We start from the raw sequence: 23387 nt of genomic DNA on the forward strand, positions 1-23387 counted from the left end.
CATTGGGGGAGAAAAGCTTGGAGCCAAAAAAACCAAAGTTTAAAATAGGGGATATTGTCGTGATTATCATGTATGGGACAGTCGGGACAATTACCAAGCACCATAAACTTGATCAGCATTACATCTATGAAGTAAATCATAATGATATATTATACTTTGAAAGTGCACTGGATCTATATTCAGATTATGAAGGAAAAGCTTTTGAAACAGAATTGATTGAAATTGAATATCAGTATTACATTGGCGATCTTGTACAAATAAACGGTTATGGAAAAGATTTATTTAAAATCGTCGGTTTCCGTACAGAGATATGGAGGTACAAGGAGGACGGCTGGGAAGAAATGCTTTACGAGCTGGTCAGAGTCACGGATGGTGAATGGCTGGAAGCAGCAGAGGAAGAGCTTGTCATGGTCCTTCCTTATCGCGAGGCAGAAAAATATCTTCAGCAAATACAGCTCCTCTATTACATGGCCAATGCAGGGAAAAATGTTCAATCTTATATAGAAAAAGCTGTTCCGGAAATCGTGAAAGAAGCCTCCGAAGAAAGAAATACGGATATATTTATAGATGAAATGCTTGATATCTATAATGATTATCGTATTCTGTACAATATGTTCAAAGACGATCATTATAAAGAAATGATGGATCTTGTTCTACAGAGTATCAAACGCTATGCTTCAGACTTAGATGAATAGTGAAGTTACCACAGCGAGCAGGTAAGGCAGACAAAAAAATACGATTGCTGTATAAAGGCCTTTCAACAGCATGTCCATCCCGCGGTCATACCCATCTCCATCAATAAATTCTATAAACTGCTTCATATAAAACGCCCCTTTTCCTTTTTTTACAATATATGAAGCCGTAACGAGGTTATGTCTAATATAAAAAAGAGATTTTTTAGGAATACGAGAGAAAAACAGTTCATAAAACATAACCAAGGGGGCGATGTTGTGAAAGAAATAGAAGTAGTTATTGATACGGATGAAATAGCAGAATTCTTTTACACGGAGCTTACAAAAAGGGGCTACATTCCAGCAGAAAATGAGCTGGAGGAGCTGGCAGATATCACGTTTGAATACCTGCTGAAAAAATGTATCATTGATGAAGAAGAAGATTTGTAATACTGTAAGAAAAATGTATCCTGAAGAGCTGATAGTGCTCTACGGATACTTTTTTGAATTTGAAAGAATTTGAAAGCTTTCGCTTCAAGCTGAGAAAAATAAATGCTACCCTCTCACATGGAAGAAGGGGATAGAGCCGAGAGAAATTGAAGGATGCTGCACTCTCTAAGGACATCTTGTGTAATATCGCAGGATTTGTATCTTGAAAGTCTTTCAAAGCCTGCGACATCCTTCACTGAACAAAACCAGTCAGAAGTGACGGTGTAAACATGAGGAACATCTGGCCATGCCTCAACTAAACTGGGACTGTATATTCTTTTACTCTGATTCTTTGTTTTAGAATAGAAATGAGGCCAATAATCACTTCTGGAACCTGAGTGGGGAACAGCACGTGCAAACTGTGATGAAGATGAAAGTACTGAAGGGTGAAAAAACAAAATGTGGTAAAGAACTTTTCCGGTATGAATTCGATGAGAGAGGCTTGAAAAATTCTTCACCTCTACACCTGCGAGAGAATAATAGGGCTTTTCTTTACTATAAGGAAAGAACACATTCGTAAAGCCCATCAGCTCCTGCAGCGAAAACTTCACATTTTGAAAAATCATTTCCTTTACTTGCGCGGTAGACAGCAGCACCTGCTGAATCAGATTTTGCTCATTTGTAATCAAAGCCGCCGTCAGCAGCTGCGACGAGCGCCGCTGATAAAAATATTCCCAGTTCATCTTCATAAATGTTGATACTGAAAAACATTTCAATAAAGAAAACAACGGTTTTTGTAATAGCTTGCTTTTTTCATAAATAAGTAGTTGCGGGTAAGCATCTTGAAATATCAGGGCATTTGCTTTCTCAAGGAAATGAAAAAAAGCTGTTTGTTCACTTTTGGTTAAAAGAGCGGAGATGGATCCGCTTTGTAAATCTGTCATACTCCAGCCGCCATTGCGAGAAACCATGTGAGCAAGAAACGCCCAATGAACCTCAGGATTTCTAAGGTAGTAAGAAAGATAGGCACTGGTACGAGTAACATTATTTCTATTATGGAGAGCTGTAGATTCTGCTATGACTTTAACAAGCTTGTGGTGTTCCTTCATTAAGCCTTGATCATCTGCTTCCTTAAGGGAAGCCTTTAACAAAGAATATACTTCTTTTTTTTCTGATTTTTTTAAAGGTGAATACATTACTTCATCCTTACTAAATGAACTTTGTATATGCTTCAGGAGATTCATTAATATCCCTCCAGTACAGTCTTTTAAGTATAGGAACTTATCAGTTAACACTTTTCTGTGTTTTTTATATTATGTATAACTAATATTTTTGTTCAACCTGCCCCACGGAACAAACCCGTTAAAACATTAGGAATGCCGGCAGTACATCTGCCGGCATTGCAGCTGCTGAGGCAGCATGTTTTATTTTGTTATTATTAAGGGAAAGAGGCGTACATAGGCTTATATTCAGCTTTGTACACTGCTGATAGTAACCAAATGGTCCGGAAAAATTCAAAATAGTTTTATGATATAATTTTTTTGGACGATACATATTAACAAGAAAGGCTGATGACTTATCTTATACGTTTTATTGGGCCTCCTGATCGGAGTCCTGTCCGGTTTTTTTGGAGTTGGAGGGGGATTCATTTTAACTCCGATACTTTTATTGATGGGCTATGAACCAGTGACCGCAATTACAATTAGCCTTTTGTATACCATCGGAACATCATTTTCAGGAGTATTTGCTCATTTAAGAATGAAGAATATTATTTGGAAACCTGCATTGCTAGTCGCAGTGTCGGGTGTAGCCGCCACCCAATTTGCGAATCCATTTGTTATGTTTTTAAAAAACAGAGGTTATGATGAACTGTTAATACCTGTTTTTTATATTGTGCTGCTGGGCTATTTTGCTTATAAAATGCTTCTTCAAAGAAAAGGCAGAGAGGATGAGCTTGAGGTTTTTGAGCCGTCTTCAAAGCTTTTGGGTTATGGAGTGATTGGTTTTATCGGCGGATTCCTTTCCACTACGCTAGGCGTAGGCGGCGGGTTTATTATCGTTCCCCTGCTGATTGCTTTTTCCGGCTTTCATCCAAAGAAGGCGGTTGGGACCAGCCTGGTCAGCGTATTGTTTATTGTGGCTGCCGGTTTTCTCACCTATTACATTCAACGGCCGATAGATCTCTCTCTTGGATTCATCCTTATTATTGGCGGCCTGCTCGGTGCACAGCTTGGAGCAAGGGCAACGTTAATATACAAGCAGAAAGAAATCAAGCTGCTGCTGGGTGTGCTGTACACTTTTACCATGCTGAGCATGATATTCAAACTGTTTGAATTCAATATGATTGGTATGGGTATTCTTGCCGGATTCCTCACCGTGCTATATATTATGATGCTGACAAGAGCTGTTTTCAGACGAAAACAAGGAACTTCTGATACATGATTACAGTAATGATTTTATTTGCAGGCTTTCTCCTTACTGCTTTTGTCCAAAGGCTGGAACTGGCTAATCAACTTGATTCTTTACTGGCAGAGGGAATTCTGCAATACAGAACCCCGGAGCTGGACAGTTTTTTCATCTTGATTTCAGACATAGGTTCAATAAAGACCATCCTTCCGGCAGCTATTTTGTTAGCTGCTGTATTTTTATATAAACGAAATCTGTATGTTCCTGTCTTGTTGATAGCCAATGTGTTTCTTGTAAGATGGCTGAATCATTTTATTAAGGGGTTATTCGGGAGAGAAAGACCCCAATTTGAGCAAGTTGTGTCAGCCGGATACTACAGTTTTCCGAGCGGGCATTCGATGAATTCAGCTGCTTTTTATGGTTTTGTCTGTTTTTTGCTTGTTGTGCTGCTAAAAGCGCAAAAGAGTTTAAAATCAGTTATCTGGATAACAGGGATTGTTCTTGTTAGCTTCATTGGTTTAAGCAGAATTTATCTTGGTGTACATTATCCTGTGGATGTAATTGGAGGATTTTGTTTAGGGGGAGCTCTAATGCTTCTATTTATAAAAGCTTTTTATTATTTCGACAAAAATAGAAATTTTTAGCAAAAGGAATTCAGCGGTCACTTCTCTAATTACTAAGGTAAGATGTAAAGGGGGAGATACAATGGTTTTACAATTGCTGTATCCTGTGAATAAGAGGAAGGGCTTTTATGATGTTACCATTTTTCAAACTCAGCACTATGGACAAAATAAGGGCTATCAACAAGTGTACCGGCTGGATATTTCAGGAAGAAACCATCAGGATGTAGCGGATAAAGTGTTTAAGCGATTTAATGTGTCTGATACCATGCCCAATGATTATTGTGCAAGGTATGTAGCGACTGGTGATATTATTTTAATTGATGAAGGCAAGAGGGGTCAAAACTATTACAAGCTGCAGTCCGGCGGCTGGGAAAAAATAAATAGAATTCACGTTAGGTGAATGAGCTGAAATCCCTCCATAAGGAGGGGTTATTTATTGTGTACCATTAGCTTGTTCTACGGATTAAGATGCTGAATTCAGTATGCTGCTTCTAAAAGCTATATTAATTTTTTCTTTCTTTTGCACTGTTTTCTTTTCCGTGTGCAATTTCTTCAGCTTCAATAGCCTCTGGCGGTATATGGTTATTCTTTTTTGGAGAATTGACGCGGTTTCGGTGTTTTTTTCCCATACTCTCTACCTCCCGGTTCTATTCATGTTATTGGTATTCTTTTGTTTTTTACCCTTGGATAAAGAGGGCTGGCCGCCTGCCCTTGAATGCGGATTAGTATTGTTTGCATGCTCCACAGCCTGCTCAAGTTCACGTTTCAAGATCACAACCTCCTTATAATAGTTTCATCAGTTAGTTTTGCCTTTTAGCAGCAACTTATCATAGTAAGTTTTAACGAAAATCCCATGGATAACTTTTCATTTTTCTAATGCTTGTGATATAGTGTATTTGCTATAAACAAGCAGGAGGGACTAATTATGAGTGTACATATAGGTGCAAAAGAGGGAGAAATAGCAGAGTCTATTCTTCTGCCCGGAGATCCATTGCGGGCAAAATATATTGCTGAGACCTTTTTAGAGGATATCCATTGTTATAATGAAGTGAGAGGGATGCTTGGCTACACCGGTACATATAAAGGCAGAAAATTATCTGTTCAAGGAACAGGCATGGGTGTTCCGTCCATTTCTATCTATGTAAACGAGCTGATTTCAAGCTACAATGTTCAAAACCTGATCAGGGTGGGAACATGCGGAGCCATTCAAAAGGATGTAAAAGTAAGGGATGTCATTCTTGCCATGAGTTCTTCCACCGATTCACAAATGAATAGAATTGCATTTGGCGGTATTGACTATGCACCAACTGCTAATTTTGATCTTCTTAAGAAAGCTTATGATGCAGGAACAGAAAAAGGGCTGAAAATGAAAGTGGGCAATGTATTTACAGCCGACCAATTTTACAACGAGGATTCCCAGCTGGAAAGACTGGCCAGATACGGTGTGCTTGCAGTTGAAATGGAAACAACAGCCCTTTATACCCTTGCATCTAAATTCGATCGAAATGCATTATCAGTCCTAACAGTCAGTGATCATATCCTTACTGGCGAAGAAACAACGGCAGAAGAACGTCAATCAACTTTTAATGAAATGATAGAGGTAGCTCTGGAAGCTGCAATACAATCATAAATACTTTAAAATAACATTTTCATTTTGAAAATGTTATTTTTTTTCAATTGTACCTTGCCTTTTATACAATTTTCTTCGCTAAATGAAAATTGACAGAAATAGTTTTTTGATTTTTTGTCAATAGTGATAAAATGGTGTAGTGAAGTTGAATGAAGGTGGTTTTTGAAATTATGAACAAATGGATCGTATGTGTTTTAGTTACCTGCATCAGTTTTGGTCTGGCGGGCTGTTCAGGACTGAAGCTTCCAACTGACTTAAGCTTTTTTCAAAAAGATGATGTGCCTGCAAAAGAGCCATTAACTGAAGGGATAGAACCAAAAATAGAGGGACAAGCTTCGGAAAATATGCTTTTGGAAAAGGAGTACTTTAATGAAGTAGTAGAAGCGGACAGCAAAGCGGTCATTCAAAATCCTGACAATTTACTGGTGCTTGTGAATAAGGAGTACGCACTGCCGCCTTCTTATGAACCTGCTGACCTTACGGCTCCTAATGTGCCTTTTTCGTTTGGAGATGCCGATGTGCCGCAGCGTTACTTAAGAAAAGAAGCAGCTGAAGCGCTGGAAGAACTTTTTGCTGCGGCTGAAGGGGAAGGTGTAGAACTGTTTGCCGTCTCAGGCTTTCGATCCTATCAGCGTCAGGAAGGCATCTTTACGGCTGAAACGAAGCATAAAGGCGAAGAACACGCCCTGCAGGCAGTTGCACTTCCCGGCCAGAGTGAGCATCAAACAGGGCTTGCCATGGATGTTACCTCAAAAAGTGCAGATTTAGATATTACCGAATATTTCGGTGAAACACCCGAAGGAATATGGGTACAGGAAAACGCACATCTATTTGGATTCATTATCAGATATCCTGAAGATAAACAAGACATAACCCAATATCAGTACGAGCCTTGGCATCTCCGTTATGTAGGAGTGGAAACAGCGCAGCTTTTGCATCAGCATCAGCTGACTCTGGAAGAATACTTTCAACAGGTGAAAGAAATATAATGCAAAAAGAGGTTATCCTGGAACTGATTGGAGATCATGTAACAGTTTTATTTGTTGGTTTTAATCCCAGTCTGGCGAGCTATCAAACAGGGCACAGATATGCAAGCAAACATAATCGGTTTTATAAGCTTCTATACCTGTCTGGCATTACGGAGCGGCTTTACCTGCCTCAGGAGGATATCCTTCTTTTTGAAAAAGGCTTCGGGTTTACCAATCTCGCTTTCAGGCCCACTAAAACAGCACGCGAAATTTCGGCTGCTGAATATGAGCATGGCAGGAAGGAATTAAGCAGAAAACTGAAGCTGATTTCACCTAAGGTTTGCTGTTTTGTTGGCAAGGGAGTATATCTTGCATTTACAAAGCTTAATTCAGCTTCTTGGGGATTTCAAGAATACCCTTTGGATACAGGGGTTCAATTCTTTGTCGCCCCATCCTCCAGCGGGCTTGTCAGAATGCCTATGGAGGAAATCCTTCGTATTTACAGCGATTTGGCACAATATATAATGAAAGAAAATCTTCCATAAAAAAATGGAAGATTTTTTAGCTTTTACCAGAATAGCAATCCAAGGGCGAAACCAGTGATAAGACCGATTCCCAAACCGTATACACCATAGCCGTATCCATAACCGTATCCTCTGCCACGGTACCCGCCATAGTATCCAAGTCCATAGCCTCTTGGACCTCTTGGGGCACTTACCGGCTGAAGATACACTTTGCTTCTGGTCACGTTCATGATTCTGCCTACGTGTACATTTCCATACCGGTCATTAATTCGCACGATTTGATTGTGATGCTGACAGCATAAACGATAATAATCCATGTTTCTCCTCCTTCTCCTGCTTCATTACATTAATAAGCTATGAAGAATGGAGAAGGAAGGTTTGTACATATAACTATGAACAGGGGAATTTTTCGCACATAAAAATTCTATATCCCAAATCTCCCTTATGTTTTACAGTAAGCTTCTGGTGATCTGACAGTACCTTGTAATATTGTTCCGGCACGACAGCATCGGCAAGAAATTCAGATATAGAATCTTCCCTATTATAAATATAGTCATCATCATTCATAATTTGGACGTTTTGAAAGCCTGCATCCCTAAAATGTTTTCTCCATTCTTCTGTAGTGAACAGCTGTTGAAATCCGTAAAAACTTAAAAGTTTTTTAACTGTCTTTGGTGAAAGTATCTTTTCAATAACAGGTTCTATACTAAGCAGAATACCGGTATTTCTTAAAATTCTGAAGCATTCCGGGAGAGAGAGGGACAGGTTTGTAAAGTTCAGTACAGATTCTGACAATACAATATCAAACGATGAATCTGGAAGCAATGAAGCTTCTATTGAACAATGATACAATTTTGTTTTCGGAAATTCCGGCTGAAGTCTGGCAGCTGCTTTTTCAATCATAACTGAATCAACATCTGCACCAACTGCTGAATATCCATTTTGCAGCAAATATTCAAGAGTCTGACCAGTACCGCACCCAGCATCAAGAATATGCCTGTTTTTTTGTATGCCGGCTTTTTCAATGATTGCTTTGGTCAAAGCAAAACCACCAGGATGGGCACCGCTGACTCCAAAAGAAGAAAGCATTTTTAAATAATTAGACACACACACTTCTCTCCTTGCAGTTATTAATAAGCAGCATTTGTTAGTTTGGACGTGCCATAATACATTGACCCGCCAAATACACTGTTATTTATATTATGCAGAGAGGAAATCATTGTGTTTTACAGACAATTGAGAAATGAATGTTCATCCATAAGGGTATTTACTTTTCTTTCAATAAGAAGCTGTATTTCCGCTTTCATAACAGCTTTTAAAGAACATTTTACTTTCAGCGGCCCTAAATATTGATCAATTCTAACGGAGAGATATTTTTTTACCTGATTGCGGTAGTAAAGTTTGTTCGCTAGAATTTGGCTTTCAGTTTCCCTGAGCAATTCATAAGCAAACTGAATGCAATCATAAGTTGACTGAGTCATGTATTCATTTAATTTCATGCTGATGTTCCTCCTGTTAACGTTGTTGAAATAAAATTTACACAATATTTACAATAAAATCTCATGAAATCTGTCGAAAACTAAAAAATTTCGATATCATGAAAGAGAAGAATTTATGATGAAAGGATTTTGCAGTTTATGATGAAAAAGTGGATTGAGATATTACTCGTTTCTACAAAATTGGGTTTCACTTCCTTTGGAGGACCCATTGCACATCTCGGTTATTTTAGGAATGAGTACGTAAAAAAGAGACAATGGCTTGATGAGAAGAGTTATGCTGATTTGATTGCACTTTGTCAGTTTCTTCCTGGACCTGCCAGCAGCCAGGTTGGAATCGCAATCGGTACTATCAGGGGAGGAATGCTGGGGGGCATATTATCTTGGATAGGTTTTACACTTCCTTCTGTGATCGCTTTAATTTTATTCGCCCAATTGGTACATACTTATGAAATCGCAGACGCAGGATGGCTTCAAGGCTTGAAAATTGTAGCCGTAGCTGTCATTCTCCAAGCAATACTCGGCATGGGCAGCAAGCTGACTCCAGACAAAGAGAGGATTACCATTGCAGCTGCAGCAGCAGCATTCACGCTTTTGCTGCCAAACGCGTTTGTACAAATTGCAATTATCGCAGCAGCAGGGTTGATCGGCATTCTTCTTTACAAAAATAATGTATTGGAAAAGTCAGCGGAAATTCCGGTAAACATCAGTAAAAGGATGGGGGCTGCCGCGCTTGCGGTATTTGGGATTCTTCTTGCCGGCCTCCCTCTTCTCAGGACTTTGACTGATAACATTCATATACAGCTGTTTGACACCTTCTATAGAGTGGGATCGATCGTATTTGGAGGAGGACATGTTGTTCTTCCGCTAATTGAAAGAGAAGTTGTCCCGAATGGATTAATAGATCCGGAAACCTTTATTGCCGGTTATGGTGCTGCGCAGGCAGTTCCTGGACCACTTTTTACATTTGCAAGCTTTCTAGGCACATCAATTAACGGATTAAGCGGAGCAGTAATCGCTACTGCAGCTGTTTTTTTGCCGTCATTTCTTTTGGTTATCGGAATAATCCCTTTCTGGAGCAAAGTGAGAAGCATGCCGAAAGTTCAGGCAGCATTAACGGGAGTAAATGCTGCTGTTGTCGGAATTTTGCTTGCTGCTCTCTATAATCCCGTATGGACAAGCACTATATACAGTACTGTTCATTTCATCATTGCGTTGATTTCCTTCCTGCTGCTGCAGTATTGGAAAGTGCCCGCTTGGCTGATTGTTGTATTAACTGCTTTGGCGGGAGCTTTATTTTTATAGCAGCAGGCGGTAACGAGCTTAACAAAAAAGATTCAATTTGCTTTAAAATTCATTTTTTTTGTGCTTGTAAGCATGAAACTGAATTGTATGAAATTAAGAAAGGACAGCTGATGCAGCTGTCCTTTTCTCATGGAGAAAAAAGAGTCATGAAAAGCTCAGAAGAAATACAGGTTAATGAGAGCGGATAAGCAGATTATGTGCATCAGCATCTTTTGCCTAGTATAATATATGACAAGAAAGAGAATTATATAACAATTATTATAAAGAAGTATTGACTATACTGGGCTTATTGTTTTATTATATTAATTGTTATTTAATAATTAATATAGCGAAAACTGCTCAGGAGGAAATTACATATGAAGCTTAGAGAAGAAATGCCTGCATTAACAGGTGCTACCCAATGGATTAATGATGAGGTTACAAAAGATGAACTTCTTGGAGATAAAGCGACTCTTTTTCACTTCTGGTCTGTGAGCTGCTACCTTTGTAAAGAAGCTATGCCGGAAATCAATGAATTGCGTGACGAGTATGAGGATGAGCTGAATGTAGTTGCAGTTCATATGCCTCGTTCAGAAGATGATTTAGATATTGAAGTGATTAAGCAGATGGCAATGGGCCATGATATTACTCAACCCATTTTTGTGGACAGCCAGCATACACTAACAGAAGCATTCGAAAATAAATATGTTCCTGCATATTACGTTTTTGATCAGGAAGGCAAGCTCAGACACTTCCAGGCAGGCGGCAGCGGGATGAATATGCTGAAGAAAAGAATCAACAGGGTACTTGGAAAAGAAGAGAAATAATGATTAAAGAGAGGCGGCAGAGAGTCAGTTATACTGATAGTCTGCCAGCCTCTTTTTTTAGACGGAAGTTAATTGTTGACCTTTTCAGTTAAGTTCCTCATAATCATAATCAAAGGTGGTGTACTGCTTGAATAACAATACTCTTAAATATATCGTAATAATTGCTATAACAGCATTTTTAACATACACAGTCACTGTGAATTTTACTCAGCAGCAGCCAACTGCTGCCCCTGCAGATCATGAGGAATTTAACAAACTGTTTTCTACTTTTGATACTATAAAAAGAGACTTCTATGAAAATGCGGATGATGCCAAGCTTGTGGATGGAGCAATAAAAGGGATGATAGAATCGCTTGATGATCCTTACAGTACTTATATGGATAAAGAAGAAGCGAAAGGTTTTAACGAAAATATCAGTTCTTCTTTTGAAGGAATTGGTGCAGAAGTGCAAGAAAATAACGGAACTATTATGATTGTCACGCCTATCAAAGGATCTCCTGCAGAAAAAGCAGGAATCAGGCCGAGAGATACCATTTTGAAAGTGGACGACCAGTCAGTAGAAGGAATGACAGTAAATGAAGCAGTTATGCTGATCAGAGGTGAGAAAGGGTCAAACGTTACGCTGAATATTGAACGTGAAGGAGTTGGTAACATTGATGTTACCATCACCAGAGATACCATTCCAATTGAAACTGTTTACTCTGAAGTGATAGACGGAAACATAGGGAAAATCCAGATTACTAAATTTTCAGACAGCACCGGTGAGGAGCTCAGCCAGGCATTAAATGAGTTGAGCAACGAGAATGTTGAAAGTATCATATTGGATCTCCGCCAAAATCCTGGTGGTTTGATGGATGAGGCACTTGCGATGAGTGACTTATTTCTTGAAAAGGGAAGCACCATTATGCAGGTTGAAAATAAAAACGGCTCAAAGGAAGTTTATCAAGCCAAACAAGACGCTGCAGTTACACTGCCTGTCGTTGTTGTAGTTGACGAAGGGACTGCCAGTGCAGGTGAAATTATGGCCGCTGCTCTTCATGAGTCAGGGAATATTCCAATAGTGGGGACAAAAACATTCGGTAAAGGCACAATCCAAACTGCCAAGGTACTTGATGACGGTTCCTCTATTAAATATACAATTGCAAAATGGCTGACACCTGCTGGAACATGGGTGCATCAAAAGGGTATAGAGCCTCAGCAGGAAGCGAAACTGCCGGAGTATGCAAATCTGCCATTCTTAAATCCGGAAAAAGCGATGAAACAGGGTGATTCTTCACCTGAAGTGAAGACAGCTCAGCAAATGCTAAAAGCGCTAGGATATGAGGTAACGGAAAATGGCGTATATGATGAGGATACCCAACAAGCAGTGTCCAGCTTTCAGGAAGCCAACGGAATTCAGGCAAATAAAGAAATCAGCGGACAGACAACTTTATTGATTATGGAAAAGCTTAGAGAGCAGATACAAGAAAACGACACTCAAATTCAAGCTGCCAAGCAGCTGCTGCAGGAAACATCTTCATAATACTCTGCTTTTCATAGTGCAGAAAGTAAAAGAGAGATTATATCCCAAAAGCCGGTATGATAAAGGCTTTTGGGTTTTTTTGTGAGTGTATACTAAAATGAATGGCTGATGAAGTAATTTATAACAGGGTGAAAGATAGATAAACTTCTCACCTTTAAATGTAACTGCTACCTATCATGATTTCCGGAGCCGGCATTTGACTTTCAACAGCCCGCAAATTATAATTAATTTGAATTCAAGATAATTTATAGTGATTGTTACGCTGTAAAGGAGGTAACTCATGAAACACATTTTTAAGCAGGGTGCAGAAGATGGACATACTTTACTGCTGCTTCATGGAACAGGCGGGAATGAACATGATCTGCTTTCCTTGGCATCCATCATAGACCCTTCTGCGAACATTCTCAGTATCAGAGGAAACGTTCTGGAAAACGGAATGCCTCGTTTTTTCAGAAGGCTTGCTGAAGGAGTATTTGATGAAGAGGATTTAAAGTTCAGAACAAAAGAGCTGTATGATTTTATCGGAGAGGCATCCAAAACATATTCTTTTAACAATGAAAAGGTCATTGCAGCGGGCTACAGCAATGGTGCAAATATTGCGGCTAGTATCCTGTTTCATTACTCCAATCCATTTGCAGGAGCAATTCTTCATCATCCAATGGTGCCGCTCAGAGGAATGAAGCTTCCTAATTTAACTGGTGTTCCTGTTTTTATCGGTGCAGGAAGTAATGATCCAATTTGTACACCTCAGGAAACGAATGAGCTAGAACAGCACCTCACTGAAGCCGGTGCTGATGTTCATGTCCATTGGGAACAGCAAGGTCATCAGCTGACTGGAACGGAAGCAGAAGCAGCGGCAGAGTGGTATAAAAAAATTTTTTAAACGAAGGCTGATGGTACCTCCATCAGCCTTTTTTACTGAGGTGCCGTCAGCTGAAAGTATTTAAAAAGGATGCAGATGGGTGGTTTCATTAAGAAATATAAAAGCATCATACCTTGCTGACATGATAGAAGGAACATAATTTCCATGAGCCTCATATTCCGGGTGATACACAACACCTATGGCACGATGACCTATTTCATTGGAGAATTTGTCTGCATTCTCCGAACTGAAAAGGATCATTTTATCAGCTGCTCCTTCTTGATGAAGCAATTCTTCCCAGCTCCCGCTTTGTGCATTCGGTACATTCATGACTTCATAGTTATTTCCCCAGCTTTCAGAGGCGATGACTGTACCGCTGTATGTGCCAAAGCCAACAATATACACATTCTCCGGACTTTCCTGTTCTCTAAGCAGCTGCCCTACGTTTACCATGCCATCCTTTTTCATATCGGTTGCCCTGGCATCACCGACGTGGGTATTATGCTCCCAGATAACAGCCTTAGCTGTGCTGCCGTGAAATTTCATAATGGTGTTTAGTGCCTCAACCATGTGCCGGTCTCTTATATTCCATGATTCATGATTATGAAAGACCATGGAACGATAGTATTTCTCTGCATGGGAGACAACGAGAGCATTTATCATGGCGCCAAAATTTTCTTCACTAAGATTGAGCTTGTTCTCATAATTCTTCTTTACGTCAACCAGCAGATTAGTCACCTCATGAAGACAGCTTTCATGTTGCACAGCAGCAGAAATCGCATACTTTTCATTGTCTTGCTGAAAAGGATCAAAACACTCAAAAACTTTTCGAAGTGCTTCCACATCACCCCGTCCTGTCTTTTCTATATAATCATAAATTTTCTCCAAGGACTCCCAGAGGCTGTAAACATCCAGTCCATAAAAACCAGTTCTTTCATGAAAGTGCTTTTCAAGGTTCTTCTCCCTCATCCATTCAATTAAGCTGATCATCTCTTCATTTGCCCACATCCAGGAGGGCCAGCGTTTAAATTCTGATAATGCTTCTTTTGCTTTGCAATAGTGAGGATTTTTCTCTTTTACGTATTCATTAACAGCCTGGCTGGAAGGCCAGTCTCCTTCAATGCCGACCACAGTAAAACCTTTCTCTTCAATCAGTCTTTTTGTAATTTCACTTCGAATGCTATAAAATTCCGAAGTTCCATGTGACGATTCGCCAAGCAGAACATACTGTGCATTTCCTATTTCATTCAGAAGCCTTGTAATACTATCTTGCTGCGGCTCAAAGGGGATGGAAAAATCATTAATCGCTTTTCTCATTTCTGTGCCTCCTCTAGGATTGGTTGAAATAATACTTTACAAGCTATTAAGAAAGCTCAATTAACCATTGATGTAAAGGGTAGTTTCTTTTTACTCCTGATCTTCTCAGTATCCATTTATCTTGAGTGAAAAGAAAACAAGTTATGCGCTAACAGAGATTGAACTATGTAGAAAGTGATAAGACATGCTGCAGTTGGGAATTGTAAAGTAAAAGGGGAGGTGGGAACATGAACAGCCATACTGTTAGAGACTCGGTCACAATTCAGGACAGCAACGGACGCGAAAGAGTGCTTCGGGTGGAAGCTCTTTTTGATATGAACGGCTCTTCTTATGCATTGCTTTCAGGAGAGGGAGAATCTCTTGTACTCAAGGTGGAAGAAGAAGGTGAAGATCAGTATTTGGTCAGCATCAGTGACAGAGAAAAAGATTCTATCATAGATGCTTATCATATTGCTGCATCAGCAGTTGCTAATGAAGAAAATGAAAGAGCCTGAAGGAAGAAAAAAAGGAGAGATTTTGGATCTCCTCCCCGAAAGTCAGCAAAGTGAGTTGAACATCATACTGCAAGAGCTTTCCTTTACGAAAAATTTTCGCTCCGCAACTGCAGAAGAATGGTATATTTTTATACCGGGATATACTGACACGAGGACCGGGGGAGCCGCTGGAAAAGCCTTTCTTCATTATAACTTAATGGGAAACAGGGACATTATGATGAATACAACCATTCTGATTGAAAATGAAGAACTCTGCACTCAGCCTAGAGGGCAGATGGTCTATGCTATATGTGAAGAGATTGTTAACAGGCTGGCAGGATATGCAGATACATTATTATCAGTACATGCAGGGATTAATTCTTATGATGCGGTATACAAACAGCCGGAATGACGATTATCTTCTTATTTTTTATTAACTTCGATGAAGCTCAGATAAACGAAAAAGCATCGGGGAACCGATGCTTCTTTTTACAGCCAGGTAGTTACTTCATTTAGTGGAAGACGCTCACTTTTATGTGCAGGCTTAGCTGCTTGTCCGATTGTAATCAGCATAACAGGTACGAACCGGTCTGAAACAGCAAATTCCTCTTTTAGTTTTTGCGCGTCAAAACCTCCGATTGAACAAGTATCATAGCCCTTTGCTTTAGCAGTTAAAATGAACTGCATAGCTGCAAGGGAAGCATTTGTATGTGCTGCATCTCTTGCGTTAACAGGATTGTCATATGCTCTGTTAATCTGCCCCGCAAGCGACTCCATAATCTCTTTTGACATAAAGCCCGCGTCTACAAGAGGCGTATAAACAGTTTCAGTCTTTTTATCAGCTTCAAGATCGCCAAGGACTGCGATAACAGCTGAAGATTCTACAATCTGTTTTTGGTTATAAGCAATCGGCAGCAAGCGTTCTTTAGAAGCGTCACTGTGGAACACCATAAAGTGCCAGTGTTGAAGATTCCAGGCTGAAGGAGCCTTGCCTGCAGTTTCAAGAATGTTCTCAAGTTCTTCCTTGCTGATTTTGACTTCGGGGTTATAATGTCGTACAGAAGTACGGCTGGTAATTACATTCAATAAATCCTCTGTTGTTGTCAATTTAAAAACCTCCATCGCAATGTCTCTTTTAAGTAATGCGGTATACTTTCGTAAGCAGTGATGTCATCATATAAGTTTACAGCAATTACTGTCAAGAAAATTGACTCAGTTTTATATTGGGTAAAGCAGGTGAAATTTATCATAAAACAACTGGCAAAATAGAAAAAAGGGTAAGGATAAATAAGGAGGGTATATGATGAAAACTGCTGTAATTACTGGAGCTTCAAATGGAATTGGACGAGAAACAGCCATTTATTTTGCAAAGAAAGGCTATGGGGTGGTTCTGGCCGATGTAGATGAATCAGCCGGCAGCACCGTAAAGGAGCAAATAGACTCTGCAGGCGGAAAAAGCTGTTTCATCAAAACAGATGTCAGTTCACCGGAGGATATTGTTCATTTAATGAAAAAATCATTTGAAATATTTGGCAGTATCGATGTATTAGTTAACAATGCCGGACTTTCAAAATGGGAATCTCCATTAAAGCTGTCTGTGGAAGAATGGGATCAGATAATCAACGTTAATTTAAGAAGCGTTTTTTTATGTTCAAGAGAAGCGGTCCCTTATATGGAAAGAAGCAAAGGGGGAAGCATTGTGAATATTGCTTCCACAAGAGCATTTATGTCTGAACCGAATTCAGAGGCATACGCTGCTACAAAAGGAGGTATTGTTGCATTAACTCATGCACTCGCCGCGTCACTTGCTGACAAATTCATCACTGTAAATGCTGTTTCTCCCGGCTGGATTGAAACGACTGACTACGAGGGACTAAGGGAGATTGATCATCATCAGCATTTATCCGGAAGGGTTGGAAAGCCTGTAGATATTGCCAAGGCGTGCTATTATTTATCAGAGCCAGACAACAATTTTATAAACGGTGAAAATTTAGTGATTGATGGCGGTATGACGAGAAAAATGATCTATGAAGAAGGCTGATCATAAATTCTTACGGTACAAAAAAGCTGTGGATATCAATCTCTTGTGATAAATGCCCAACCATTTTTTCTTTAGGTGAATATCCTGTAGATGTAAAGATATTTACAAAGGAGTGAAGAGATGGGTCCTTATTATCGGTATGCACAGCCGGATTATGGTGTAAGAGCACCGTTCCTTTTTGGAGCGCCATTTGTAGGCGGATTGGTAGGAGGCTTAATCGGAAGTGCAATCGTAAGGCCGAGACCTTTTTATCCTGTCGGTTTCGGATATGGTCCGGGATTCGGCGGATATGGCGGATTCGGCGGATATGGCGGGTTCGGCCCGGGAGCTGGCTTTGGTCCAGGATTTGGATATGGCGGTTTTTACTAAAAAAAGCAAGACCATTAGAGCGCTAATGGTCTTCTTTATTTTGTGGAAATATTTGAATTTCAGTTGATAAAGGATCATCGATTTTGCTAAAGGCAATTTCAATATATCCGTCATGCCTGCTGACTTTTGTACCTTTTCTTTTTACGAGCGAGGGAAGGGAATAAGAAGCTGTTTTTCCTGCATCAGGGTAATTGGCCAGCTCAACTTTGTAAGATGAGTGCCTGATCAGCAGACTTTGTGCGGTGTCCTGATCAGCGGGTACTTTCATATAAATATGCTGTGAAGTTTCAAATATTTCAGGTTCTGCTTTGGAAGTGCGAGTATTCTTTACGTGCGAAGCTTTAGTATCTGTAGAAACAGGCTGCCCGAATACTTGTGTCATAACCTGTTGAATATAATCTTCCACATCAGCTGCATTGCCGTTTTGAAACATTCCACCCTGGCTGTTTGAGCCAAATGGAAAGTTCTTTCCCCATTGAAACAAGTTCATCCCCCCTTTGTGCAGCAGTTGCTACAATATATGACCAGATTTACATAATTGTTCAGTTCTTTTTCCTTGTGAAAGTTTGGTAGGCGCATGTATAATTGATCAGAAAAACAGGGAGGTGAAATACATGGAAAATAACCCTTCTGCGTATAAATCTGGTATTGTATTTACGGCATTGTCGTACTTGCTATGGGGTATTCTGCCTGTTTACTGGAAGCTGGTAGAAACTGTTCCTGCTGATGAAATCTTAGCGCACCGCATTCTTTGGTCTTTTATATTCATGCTGATATTGATAACCTTTACTCGGCAGTGGACTCCTTTTATATCCATTCTGTATCAAATGAAAAAGAGGCCGCTGCTGATTGTGTCACTATGTGTCTCTTCTTTACTGATCAGTACAAACTGGTTTGTATACATATGGGCAGTAAATAACGCCCACATGGTTGATGCGAGCTTAGGCTACTATATTAATCCCTTGGTCAGCGTGCTGCTGGGAATGATCTTTTTAAAGGAAAAACTAAATCTTTGGCAGCAGTCTTCTTTTCTGCTTGCAGGTGCAGGCGTACTGATAACGACTATCCATTATGGCATTTTTCCTTGGGTTGCCGTCATTCTTGCACTTAGTTTCGGTTTATATGGGTTAACCAAAAAGGTCACAAAACTGAACTCGACAATCGGGCTTACTTTTGAAACGATGGCAGTGCTTCCAGCTGCGATCATTTATTTGGCGTTTGCCGGTGGAGCTTCGTCGTTTGCGGATTGGGACAGCATGACTATGCTGCTTTTAGTAGGAGCAGGAGTTGTCACCGCGGTTCCACTTTTGCTATTTGCCAGCGGGGCACAGCGAATTCCTCTGTTCATGGTTGGAATACTGCAGTATATTGCTCCGACCATCACACTATTTCTTGGGGTAATCATCTACGGCGAACCATTTTCGGCTGTCGAATTAGTGACCTTTATCCTTATATGGTCAGCATTGCTTCTATTCACATTCTCACAGTCAAGAGTGTTAAAAGCGCTGGAGCTTAAAGTAACTAAGAAAAAAACAGCAAGTATGTAGCGTCTGCGGGTTTCCGGGACGTTTTTAATTGTGTCAAAGTACATTAGGAGATATGATGTGTAAAGGATCACATTTCATACTAACTGAAAGAAGAGATGATTAATGGAAAGAACATTTCAAGAGCTGCTGCACGCATATCGATCACTATGGAAAAGCCGCGAGCTTTCTGCTGACGGTGAAGATGCAGAAGTGACATTGAAAAAAGCCATACTGATGCAGCTGAAAGACGAATTGACTCATCCAAGGGTCCGAAAGTCTCCTGAGGTAAAATATATTGTGGCCAGTGAACGCATTGTTATCTCTGATTTGGAAGATACTGTTAAAATAGCGTTAATCAGCTTGCATCTTCAATTATTAAAAACGCTAGATCAGGGAGGAAAGATATGAAGCCGATATTAAAAAATGAAGTACAGAAATATCTTGACGCTTTTTTGCATAAAAAGCTGTACATACATTTAGAAACCACAACTGGAGCATATTCCAACCATTTTAATGAAGCAAATATGACTGTGGTTGCGTTTATCAGAAACACTCAGATAGAGTATCTGCAGGCTAAAATTACCGGAGAAGGTCCTTTTAGAGTAGGATTGAAAATGGATCATGGCTGGGTATATGCAGAAGGTTTGACTGATTTTATTTTCGATGAAAACAATCGCCTGTTATTGGCTGGACATAACGCAGAAGGAAAGCTGGCAATTGCACTTCAGTTGAGCGAAACGCCATTCCCTGGTTAAATGAAAGGAGAGACATATATGCAGGAACATGTATTGGTTGTTCTGCCGCATCCTGATGATGAAGCTTTCGGAGTGGCAGGTTTAATAGCATTGCACAGAAAAGCCGGTGTTCCGGTTACATATGCGTGCGGAACTTTGGGAGAAATGGGCAGAAATATGGGTGATCCTCTCTTTGCAAACAGAGAAACTCTTCCATTAATTAGAAAGCGTGAGCTGAAAGATGCCTGCAGAGAGATGGACATTACCGACTTAAGAATGCTTGGCCTCCGTGATAAAACTCTTGAATTTGAAGATATCGACAATTTTGCTAATATTATTGAAGAAATGATTAAAGAAATTCATCCTACCTTGATTGTTACATTTTATCCTGGGCATGGAGTCCATCCCGATCATGATGCAACCGGCGCAGCTGTCATACATGCGGTAAAGCGAATGCCGGTTGAAAAGCGTCCTCCTGTTTACTGTATGGCTATTACAAGGAACAGGGAGCAAATATTAGGTGAAGCTGATGTGATCATTGATATAAGAGAAGCAGCAGAACAAAAATTAAGGGCGCTTAAGGCCCATCGCTCCCAAACTGAAGGACTTCTAAAGCAGCTTGAAGAAAAATATAAAGCAAAAGATCCAGAGGTTATGCATTGGTTTGAGGAAGAGAGATTTTGGACTTATCAGTGGCAGAACTCATAGTGTTAAAAGGAGACTTCGAATTATTGAAGTCTCTCTAGATTGCCGGCAAAAGGCAGTGAGAAGCCCTTCTCGCTGCCTTTATTCATGTAATGGGTTAAGAATGGTGGGGAAAAGACTGATATCTGCTCCGGGTCCTTGCTTTCCGGGGGAGCGGGCGGTGAGTCAAAGCTAGCACCTTGCCAAGTCCTGGTAGCCAATTTCTTCAATCTTATGGCACGCAAAAGGAAGCATCACTTGCAAGGACAATTTTCAATCACTCGCAGGGTTGTCCGACATATTATGCTTTTCCTATTCATCAGCGAATACACGTATACTCGTTTCTTTTTTCGTCTTGCATATAGTTGTTGCATTGAAAAATCAATAGTAAATACTAGCTTGCGAACTAAGTAATATTGTGGAACTAATTTATCAATGGTTAGCATGTAGTGTAATAAGTTGATTGGAACGGAGGGTTGCGACTCCTGGGGTAAAAGCGGGATAGTCCAGACCCTGGACTGAGCGCAGCGAGGGAAGCGGCTCGGTCCCGCCCGCAGAAAGCGTCCACCCGGAGTGGAAATTTAACCAAATTAATATATGCTAAAATAAAATAGACCGCAGGCAAACACGATAACCCCGAGTTTTGTCTACGGTCTGAGGAGACTTCATGTCATGAAAGTCTCCTTTTTGCTTGTTTGTCCAGCCGGTATGATTAAAATTATTTGCTTTCGAGCAGGAGTGCTGCTCTTTTTTGAATAGTAAGCAGCCTTGCGGAAAGGCCGATAGCGCCTGCTGCCAGTCCTGCGATCAGGCCGACCCAGTAACCATAGGCTGCCAGTTCTGTATATGTTCCAAGGAAGTAGCCGATTGGAAGACCAATTACCCAATAGGAAACCAAGGCCATAATAAATGCCACATTGACGTCCTTATAGCCCCGCAAAGCACCTTGAATTGGAGCAGCGATTGCGTCGGAAAGCTGAAAGAAAATGGCATATATTAAAAATGCCTGTGTCATAATAAACACCTCTCTGTCTCCGGTATAAAGAGAGGCGATTTGAGGTCTTAAAAAATAGATAATGCCAGCCGAAATCACAGCCAATATAATGCCGCATGCAATTCCCAGATAACTGTATTCTTTTGCATCCCGAGGTCTTTTAGCGCCTATTTCATATCCGACTACAATGGTTAAACCCATTGAAATGCTTAAAGGGAGCATGTACAGGAAAGAAGCAAAGTTGATCGCTGCCTGATGGGAGGCAATCGTCACTGTATCAAAATTGCTCATCAGCAATGTAACTGCTGCAAAAATACTGGTTTCAAAGAAAATCGCCAGGCCGATAGGAAGCCCGACTAAGAGAATTTCTTTCCACTTTGACAAGTCGACCTTAAACAGCTTGCTGAAAATCTGAAAAGATTGAAACGGAACCTTTTTGATTACAATGTATACGGCAATGGCGGCTATGCACCAGTAGGTAATGGCAGAAGCAACTCCTGCACCAACCGCTCCCAATCTCGGAAAGCCAAATCCTCCAAAAATAAAGAGATAGTTTAATACAAAGTTTATAGGCAAAGACATGAGCGTGATAATCATCGTTACCCTCGTAAAGCCAAGTGCATCAATAAAGCAGCGAAGCACCGTGTAAAAAAACAGCGGGAAAACCCCAAATGATAAAGCAAAAAGATATTGCCTTGCAATGCGTTCAACTTCAGACTCCAGGTTTAGGTTGTTAAGAATAGGGTTTAAAGATAAATAGCCTACAATAACAATGACGATTGCAATGGCTGCTGACAGGTAGAGTCCTTGAAAAACGGATGAGGTTACCTGATTCCTCTTCTGGGCGCCTGCAAGCTGGGCAACAATCGGTGTGATTGATAACAGAATGCCGCTTAGGCCGGTATAGATAGGTATCCAGAGGTTTGAGCCGATTGCTACACCAGCTAAATCATGTTTGCTGACATTTCCAGACATCGTAATATCGAGAAAACTAACAGAAAACAAGCCTAGCTGGGTAATAAAGATAGGGATGAGAATAAATGAGAACTGCTTAAGTTTTTCTTTTAGCGTATTGGTTTTTTTCATTCAAAATTCCTTCTGTGTTTTCATAATGAAGAAATTATAACATGAAAATCTCAGGATGCTAGCTTTTTTGATCCTCGTCCTGCTCGTCATGTTTCTTAAACATATTGTAATAAAAGAAACCGAGTGCGGAGCAGCCCAGAAATGTAAAAATATATTGAATGATCTTCATTGTAGTCATCTGTTCCACCTCCTTTTTGAATAGTTTTCCAAAAAGAAAGCAGAACATGTGAATGAATTCAGCTGAATGTAAGAAAATATCTATTATAGAAAAGGGGCCAAAGTAACTATGACTTTCAATCAGCAATTAGAGGAAGAGGTTAAATCAAAGATTACTGATTATTTAGATGAGCTGATAGCTGAATCACAAAAAATGCTGTTCTCCATTAAAGGAGAAAACAGCTGTTTTCTCTGCGAGCTGGATGATATGAAAGCCCTGCTTGGAAAAATTCAGTCAACCGCGTCTGCTTATTATCTGCAGTCCTATCTCGGACAGTATACAGATAAACACGCAGAGCTCTCAACAGCAGTTCAGCAGCTCTCCTCAAAGCGGCATGGAGCATTAATTGTTGTAGAACGCAGTGACTCTGTAGAACATTTGATTCAAAAGGGTGTAACTGTTTCAGCAGCATTCACTTCTTCTTTGATAGAGAGTATTTTTTATCCCGGCAACCCGCTGCATGATGGCGGTATGCTCGTGAGGGGAGATAGCATTGTATCTGCTGCAAACATCCTGCCCTTGGCAACCTTGTATGCCGGCGAATATAAGCTCGGTACCCGCCACAGAGCTGCCATAGGGATCACAGAGGTGTCAGATGCACTTGCACTCGTCGTGTCAGAAGAAACCGGAAAAGTTTCTTTTGCTTTTGGAGGGAACTTGTATCCGCTTACGACGGAATAGCCCTAAATATTGTCTTTGACATT

At 40.3% G+C, this 23387-nt stretch carries 32 protein-coding genes; 21 read left to right on the forward strand and 11 right to left on the reverse strand.

Annotation, left to right across the window (positions count from 1 at the left end):
- Positions 1–17: 17 nt before the first annotated feature.
- Positions 18–695 carry a hypothetical protein gene (locus GJU40_RS12280; RefSeq protein WP_154308049.1) on the forward strand — a complete coding sequence of 226 codons (678 nt, stop codon included), beginning with the start codon at positions 18–20 and terminating at the stop codon, positions 693–695.
- Here the strand turns inward: GJU40_RS12280 and GJU40_RS12285 are convergent.
- A complete protein-coding gene (locus GJU40_RS12285) occupies positions 684–821 on the reverse strand; it encodes a hypothetical protein (RefSeq protein WP_154308050.1) in 138 nt (45 codons plus the stop codon). The two genes, GJU40_RS12280 and GJU40_RS12285, sit on opposite strands and share 12 nt — an antisense overlap.
- A gap of 129 nt (positions 822–950) precedes the next feature.
- Between GJU40_RS12285 and GJU40_RS12290 the strand changes: the two genes are divergently transcribed.
- Complete coding sequence (locus GJU40_RS12290; RefSeq protein WP_343031540.1) at positions 951–1121, forward strand: YozD family protein; 171 nt, start codon at positions 951–953, stop codon at positions 1119–1121.
- Between the two features lie 113 nt (positions 1122–1234).
- On the opposite strand, the gene GJU40_RS12295 is transcribed toward GJU40_RS12290, so the two are convergent.
- Positions 1235–2344 (reverse strand): DUF2515 family protein, encoded by a 1110-nt coding sequence (locus tag GJU40_RS12295; RefSeq protein ID WP_154308052.1) that lies wholly within the window; start codon positions 2342–2344, stop codon positions 1235–1237.
- A gap of 349 nt (positions 2345–2693) precedes the next feature.
- On the opposite strand from GJU40_RS12295, the gene GJU40_RS12300 reads away from it, so the two are divergent.
- The 3 genes from GJU40_RS12300 (at position 2694) to GJU40_RS12310 (ending at position 4529) form a co-directional block, all read left to right on the forward strand.
- Positions 2694–3542 (forward strand): sulfite exporter TauE/SafE family protein, encoded by an 849-nt coding sequence (locus GJU40_RS12300; protein ID WP_154308053.1) that lies wholly within the window; start codon positions 2694–2696, stop codon positions 3540–3542.
- Entirely contained in the window at positions 3539–4150 is a 612-nt protein-coding gene (locus GJU40_RS12305) for a phosphatase PAP2 family protein (RefSeq protein ID WP_154308054.1), read from the forward strand. The genes GJU40_RS12300 and GJU40_RS12305 overlap by 4 nt, the downstream gene beginning before the upstream one ends.
- A gap of 61 nt (positions 4151–4211) precedes the next feature.
- A complete protein-coding gene (locus GJU40_RS12310; RefSeq protein ID WP_154308055.1) occupies positions 4212–4529 on the forward strand; it encodes a YodL domain-containing protein in 318 nt (105 codons plus the stop codon).
- A 103-nt stretch (positions 4530–4632) separates the two neighbouring features.
- Here GJU40_RS12310 and GJU40_RS21250 read toward each other — a convergent pair whose 3' ends face one another.
- Together GJU40_RS21250 and GJU40_RS21255 are read right to left on the reverse strand one after the other, a co-directional pair.
- Complete coding sequence (locus GJU40_RS21250; RefSeq protein WP_281350703.1) at positions 4633–4758, reverse strand: hypothetical protein; 126 nt, start codon at positions 4756–4758, stop codon at positions 4633–4635.
- A gap of 5 nt (positions 4759–4763) precedes the next feature.
- Complete coding sequence (locus tag GJU40_RS21255; protein WP_281350704.1) at positions 4764–4898, reverse strand: hypothetical protein; 135 nt, start codon at positions 4896–4898, stop codon at positions 4764–4766.
- Positions 4899–5054: 156 nt separating this feature from the next.
- On the opposite strand from GJU40_RS21255, the gene deoD reads away from it, so the two are divergent.
- The 3 genes from deoD to GJU40_RS12325 all read left to right on the forward strand — a co-directional run bounded on the left by deoD (position 5055) and on the right by GJU40_RS12325 (position 7272).
- Complete coding sequence (deoD, locus tag GJU40_RS12315; protein ID WP_154308056.1) at positions 5055–5759, forward strand: purine-nucleoside phosphorylase; 705 nt, start codon at positions 5055–5057, stop codon at positions 5757–5759.
- 170 nt (positions 5760–5929) lie between these two features.
- Entirely contained in the window at positions 5930–6748 is an 819-nt protein-coding gene (locus tag GJU40_RS12320) for a M15 family metallopeptidase (RefSeq protein ID WP_154308057.1), read from the forward strand.
- Positions 6748–7272, forward strand: coding sequence for a mismatch-specific DNA-glycosylase (locus tag GJU40_RS12325; protein ID WP_154308058.1), 525 nt, complete (start codon positions 6748–6750; stop codon positions 7270–7272). Before GJU40_RS12320 ends, GJU40_RS12325 begins: the two co-directional genes overlap by 1 nt.
- A 23-nt stretch (positions 7273–7295) precedes the next feature.
- On the opposite strand, the gene GJU40_RS12330 is transcribed toward GJU40_RS12325, so the two are convergent.
- From GJU40_RS12330 to GJU40_RS12340, 3 genes are all read right to left on the reverse strand, one after another.
- Positions 7296–7568 (reverse strand): hypothetical protein, encoded by a 273-nt coding sequence (locus GJU40_RS12330; protein ID WP_154308059.1) that lies wholly within the window; start codon positions 7566–7568, stop codon positions 7296–7298.
- Between the two features lie 73 nt (positions 7569–7641).
- Complete coding sequence (locus GJU40_RS12335) at positions 7642–8358, reverse strand: class I SAM-dependent methyltransferase (RefSeq protein ID WP_154308060.1); 717 nt, start codon at positions 8356–8358, stop codon at positions 7642–7644.
- Positions 8359–8477: 119 nt separating this feature from the next.
- The gene (locus GJU40_RS12340; protein ID WP_154308061.1) at positions 8478–8750 is read right to left on the reverse strand and encodes a hypothetical protein; all 273 of its coding nucleotides are present in this window, start codon (positions 8748–8750) and stop codon (positions 8478–8480) included.
- A 141-nt stretch (positions 8751–8891) separates the two neighbouring features.
- Here GJU40_RS12340 and GJU40_RS12345 point away from each other — a divergent pair, with 141 nt between their 5' ends.
- The 4 genes from GJU40_RS12345 to GJU40_RS12360 all read left to right on the forward strand — a co-directional run bounded on the left by GJU40_RS12345 (position 8892) and on the right by GJU40_RS12360 (position 13263).
- Positions 8892–10052, forward strand: a complete 1161-nt coding sequence (locus GJU40_RS12345) for a chromate transporter (RefSeq protein ID WP_154308095.1) — start codon at positions 8892–8894, stop codon at positions 10050–10052.
- Between the two features lie 356 nt (positions 10053–10408).
- Positions 10409–10858: a TlpA family protein disulfide reductase gene (locus tag GJU40_RS12350; RefSeq protein WP_154308062.1), complete on the forward strand. Its 450-nt coding sequence runs from the start codon at positions 10409–10411 to the stop codon at positions 10856–10858.
- A gap of 127 nt (positions 10859–10985) precedes the next feature.
- A complete protein-coding gene (locus GJU40_RS12355; protein ID WP_154308063.1) occupies positions 10986–12380 on the forward strand; it encodes a S41 family peptidase in 1395 nt (464 codons plus the stop codon).
- Positions 12381–12660: 280 nt separating this feature from the next.
- Positions 12661–13263 carry an alpha/beta hydrolase gene (locus tag GJU40_RS12360; protein WP_154308064.1) on the forward strand — a complete coding sequence of 201 codons (603 nt, stop codon included), beginning with the start codon at positions 12661–12663 and terminating at the stop codon, positions 13261–13263.
- A gap of 60 nt (positions 13264–13323) precedes the next feature.
- On the opposite strand, the gene GJU40_RS12365 is transcribed toward GJU40_RS12360, so the two are convergent.
- Entirely contained in the window at positions 13324–14559 is a 1236-nt protein-coding gene (locus GJU40_RS12365) for an erythromycin esterase family protein (RefSeq protein WP_154308065.1), read from the reverse strand.
- A gap of 227 nt (positions 14560–14786) precedes the next feature.
- Here GJU40_RS12365 and GJU40_RS12370 point away from each other — a divergent pair, with 227 nt between their 5' ends.
- Entirely contained in the window at positions 14787–15053 is a 267-nt protein-coding gene (locus tag GJU40_RS12370; protein ID WP_154308066.1) for a DUF1292 domain-containing protein, read from the forward strand.
- Positions 15031–15444 carry a hypothetical protein gene (locus tag GJU40_RS12375; RefSeq protein ID WP_425481223.1) on the forward strand — a complete coding sequence of 138 codons (414 nt, stop codon included), beginning with the start codon at positions 15031–15033 and terminating at the stop codon, positions 15442–15444. The genes GJU40_RS12370 and GJU40_RS12375 overlap by 23 nt, the downstream gene beginning before the upstream one ends.
- A 77-nt stretch (positions 15445–15521) precedes the next feature.
- Here GJU40_RS12375 and GJU40_RS12380 read toward each other — a convergent pair whose 3' ends face one another.
- Positions 15522–16139: a nitroreductase family protein gene (locus tag GJU40_RS12380; RefSeq protein ID WP_246188358.1), complete on the reverse strand. Its 618-nt coding sequence runs from the start codon at positions 16137–16139 to the stop codon at positions 15522–15524.
- 193 nt (positions 16140–16332) lie between these two features.
- Between GJU40_RS12380 and GJU40_RS12385 the strand changes: the two genes are divergently transcribed.
- Together GJU40_RS12385 and GJU40_RS12390 are read left to right on the forward strand one after the other, a co-directional pair.
- A complete protein-coding gene (locus GJU40_RS12385; protein ID WP_154308068.1) occupies positions 16333–17073 on the forward strand; it encodes a glucose 1-dehydrogenase in 741 nt (246 codons plus the stop codon).
- Between the two features lie 120 nt (positions 17074–17193).
- Positions 17194–17442 carry a hypothetical protein gene (locus tag GJU40_RS12390; protein WP_154308069.1) on the forward strand — a complete coding sequence of 83 codons (249 nt, stop codon included), beginning with the start codon at positions 17194–17196 and terminating at the stop codon, positions 17440–17442.
- 22 nt (positions 17443–17464) lie between these two features.
- On the opposite strand, the gene GJU40_RS12395 is transcribed toward GJU40_RS12390, so the two are convergent.
- Complete coding sequence (locus GJU40_RS12395; protein ID WP_154308070.1) at positions 17465–17926, reverse strand: hypothetical protein; 462 nt, start codon at positions 17924–17926, stop codon at positions 17465–17467.
- A 130-nt stretch (positions 17927–18056) separates the two neighbouring features.
- On the opposite strand from GJU40_RS12395, the gene rarD reads away from it, so the two are divergent.
- From rarD to bshB2, 4 genes are all read left to right on the forward strand, one after another.
- On the forward strand, positions 18057–18989 hold the full coding sequence (gene rarD, locus GJU40_RS12400; RefSeq protein WP_154308071.1) for an EamA family transporter RarD: 933 nt from the start codon (positions 18057–18059) through the stop codon (positions 18987–18989).
- A gap of 102 nt (positions 18990–19091) precedes the next feature.
- Positions 19092–19376 (forward strand): hypothetical protein, encoded by a 285-nt coding sequence (locus GJU40_RS12405; RefSeq protein ID WP_154308072.1) that lies wholly within the window; start codon positions 19092–19094, stop codon positions 19374–19376.
- Positions 19373–19723, forward strand: coding sequence for a YojF family protein (locus GJU40_RS12410; protein ID WP_154308073.1), 351 nt, complete (start codon positions 19373–19375; stop codon positions 19721–19723). Before GJU40_RS12405 ends, GJU40_RS12410 begins: the two co-directional genes overlap by 4 nt.
- An 18-nt stretch (positions 19724–19741) precedes the next feature.
- Positions 19742–20410, forward strand: a complete 669-nt coding sequence (bshB2, locus tag GJU40_RS12415) for a bacillithiol biosynthesis deacetylase BshB2 (RefSeq protein WP_154308074.1) — start codon at positions 19742–19744, stop codon at positions 20408–20410.
- Between the two features lie 694 nt (positions 20411–21104).
- On the opposite strand, the gene GJU40_RS12420 is transcribed toward bshB2, so the two are convergent.
- A complete protein-coding gene (locus tag GJU40_RS12420) occupies positions 21105–22466 on the reverse strand; it encodes an MATE family efflux transporter (RefSeq protein WP_154308075.1) in 1362 nt (453 codons plus the stop codon).
- Between the two features lie 286 nt (positions 22467–22752).
- On the opposite strand from GJU40_RS12420, the gene cdaS reads away from it, so the two are divergent.
- Positions 22753–23364, forward strand: coding sequence for a sporulation-specific diadenylate cyclase CdaS (gene cdaS, locus GJU40_RS12425; RefSeq protein ID WP_154308076.1), 612 nt, complete (start codon positions 22753–22755; stop codon positions 23362–23364).
- Positions 23365–23387: the final 23 nt, after the last annotated feature.

Source organism: Metabacillus lacus (assembly GCF_009674805.1).
GTDB lineage: Bacteria > Bacillota > Bacilli > Bacillales > Bacillaceae > Metabacillus_C > Metabacillus_C lacus.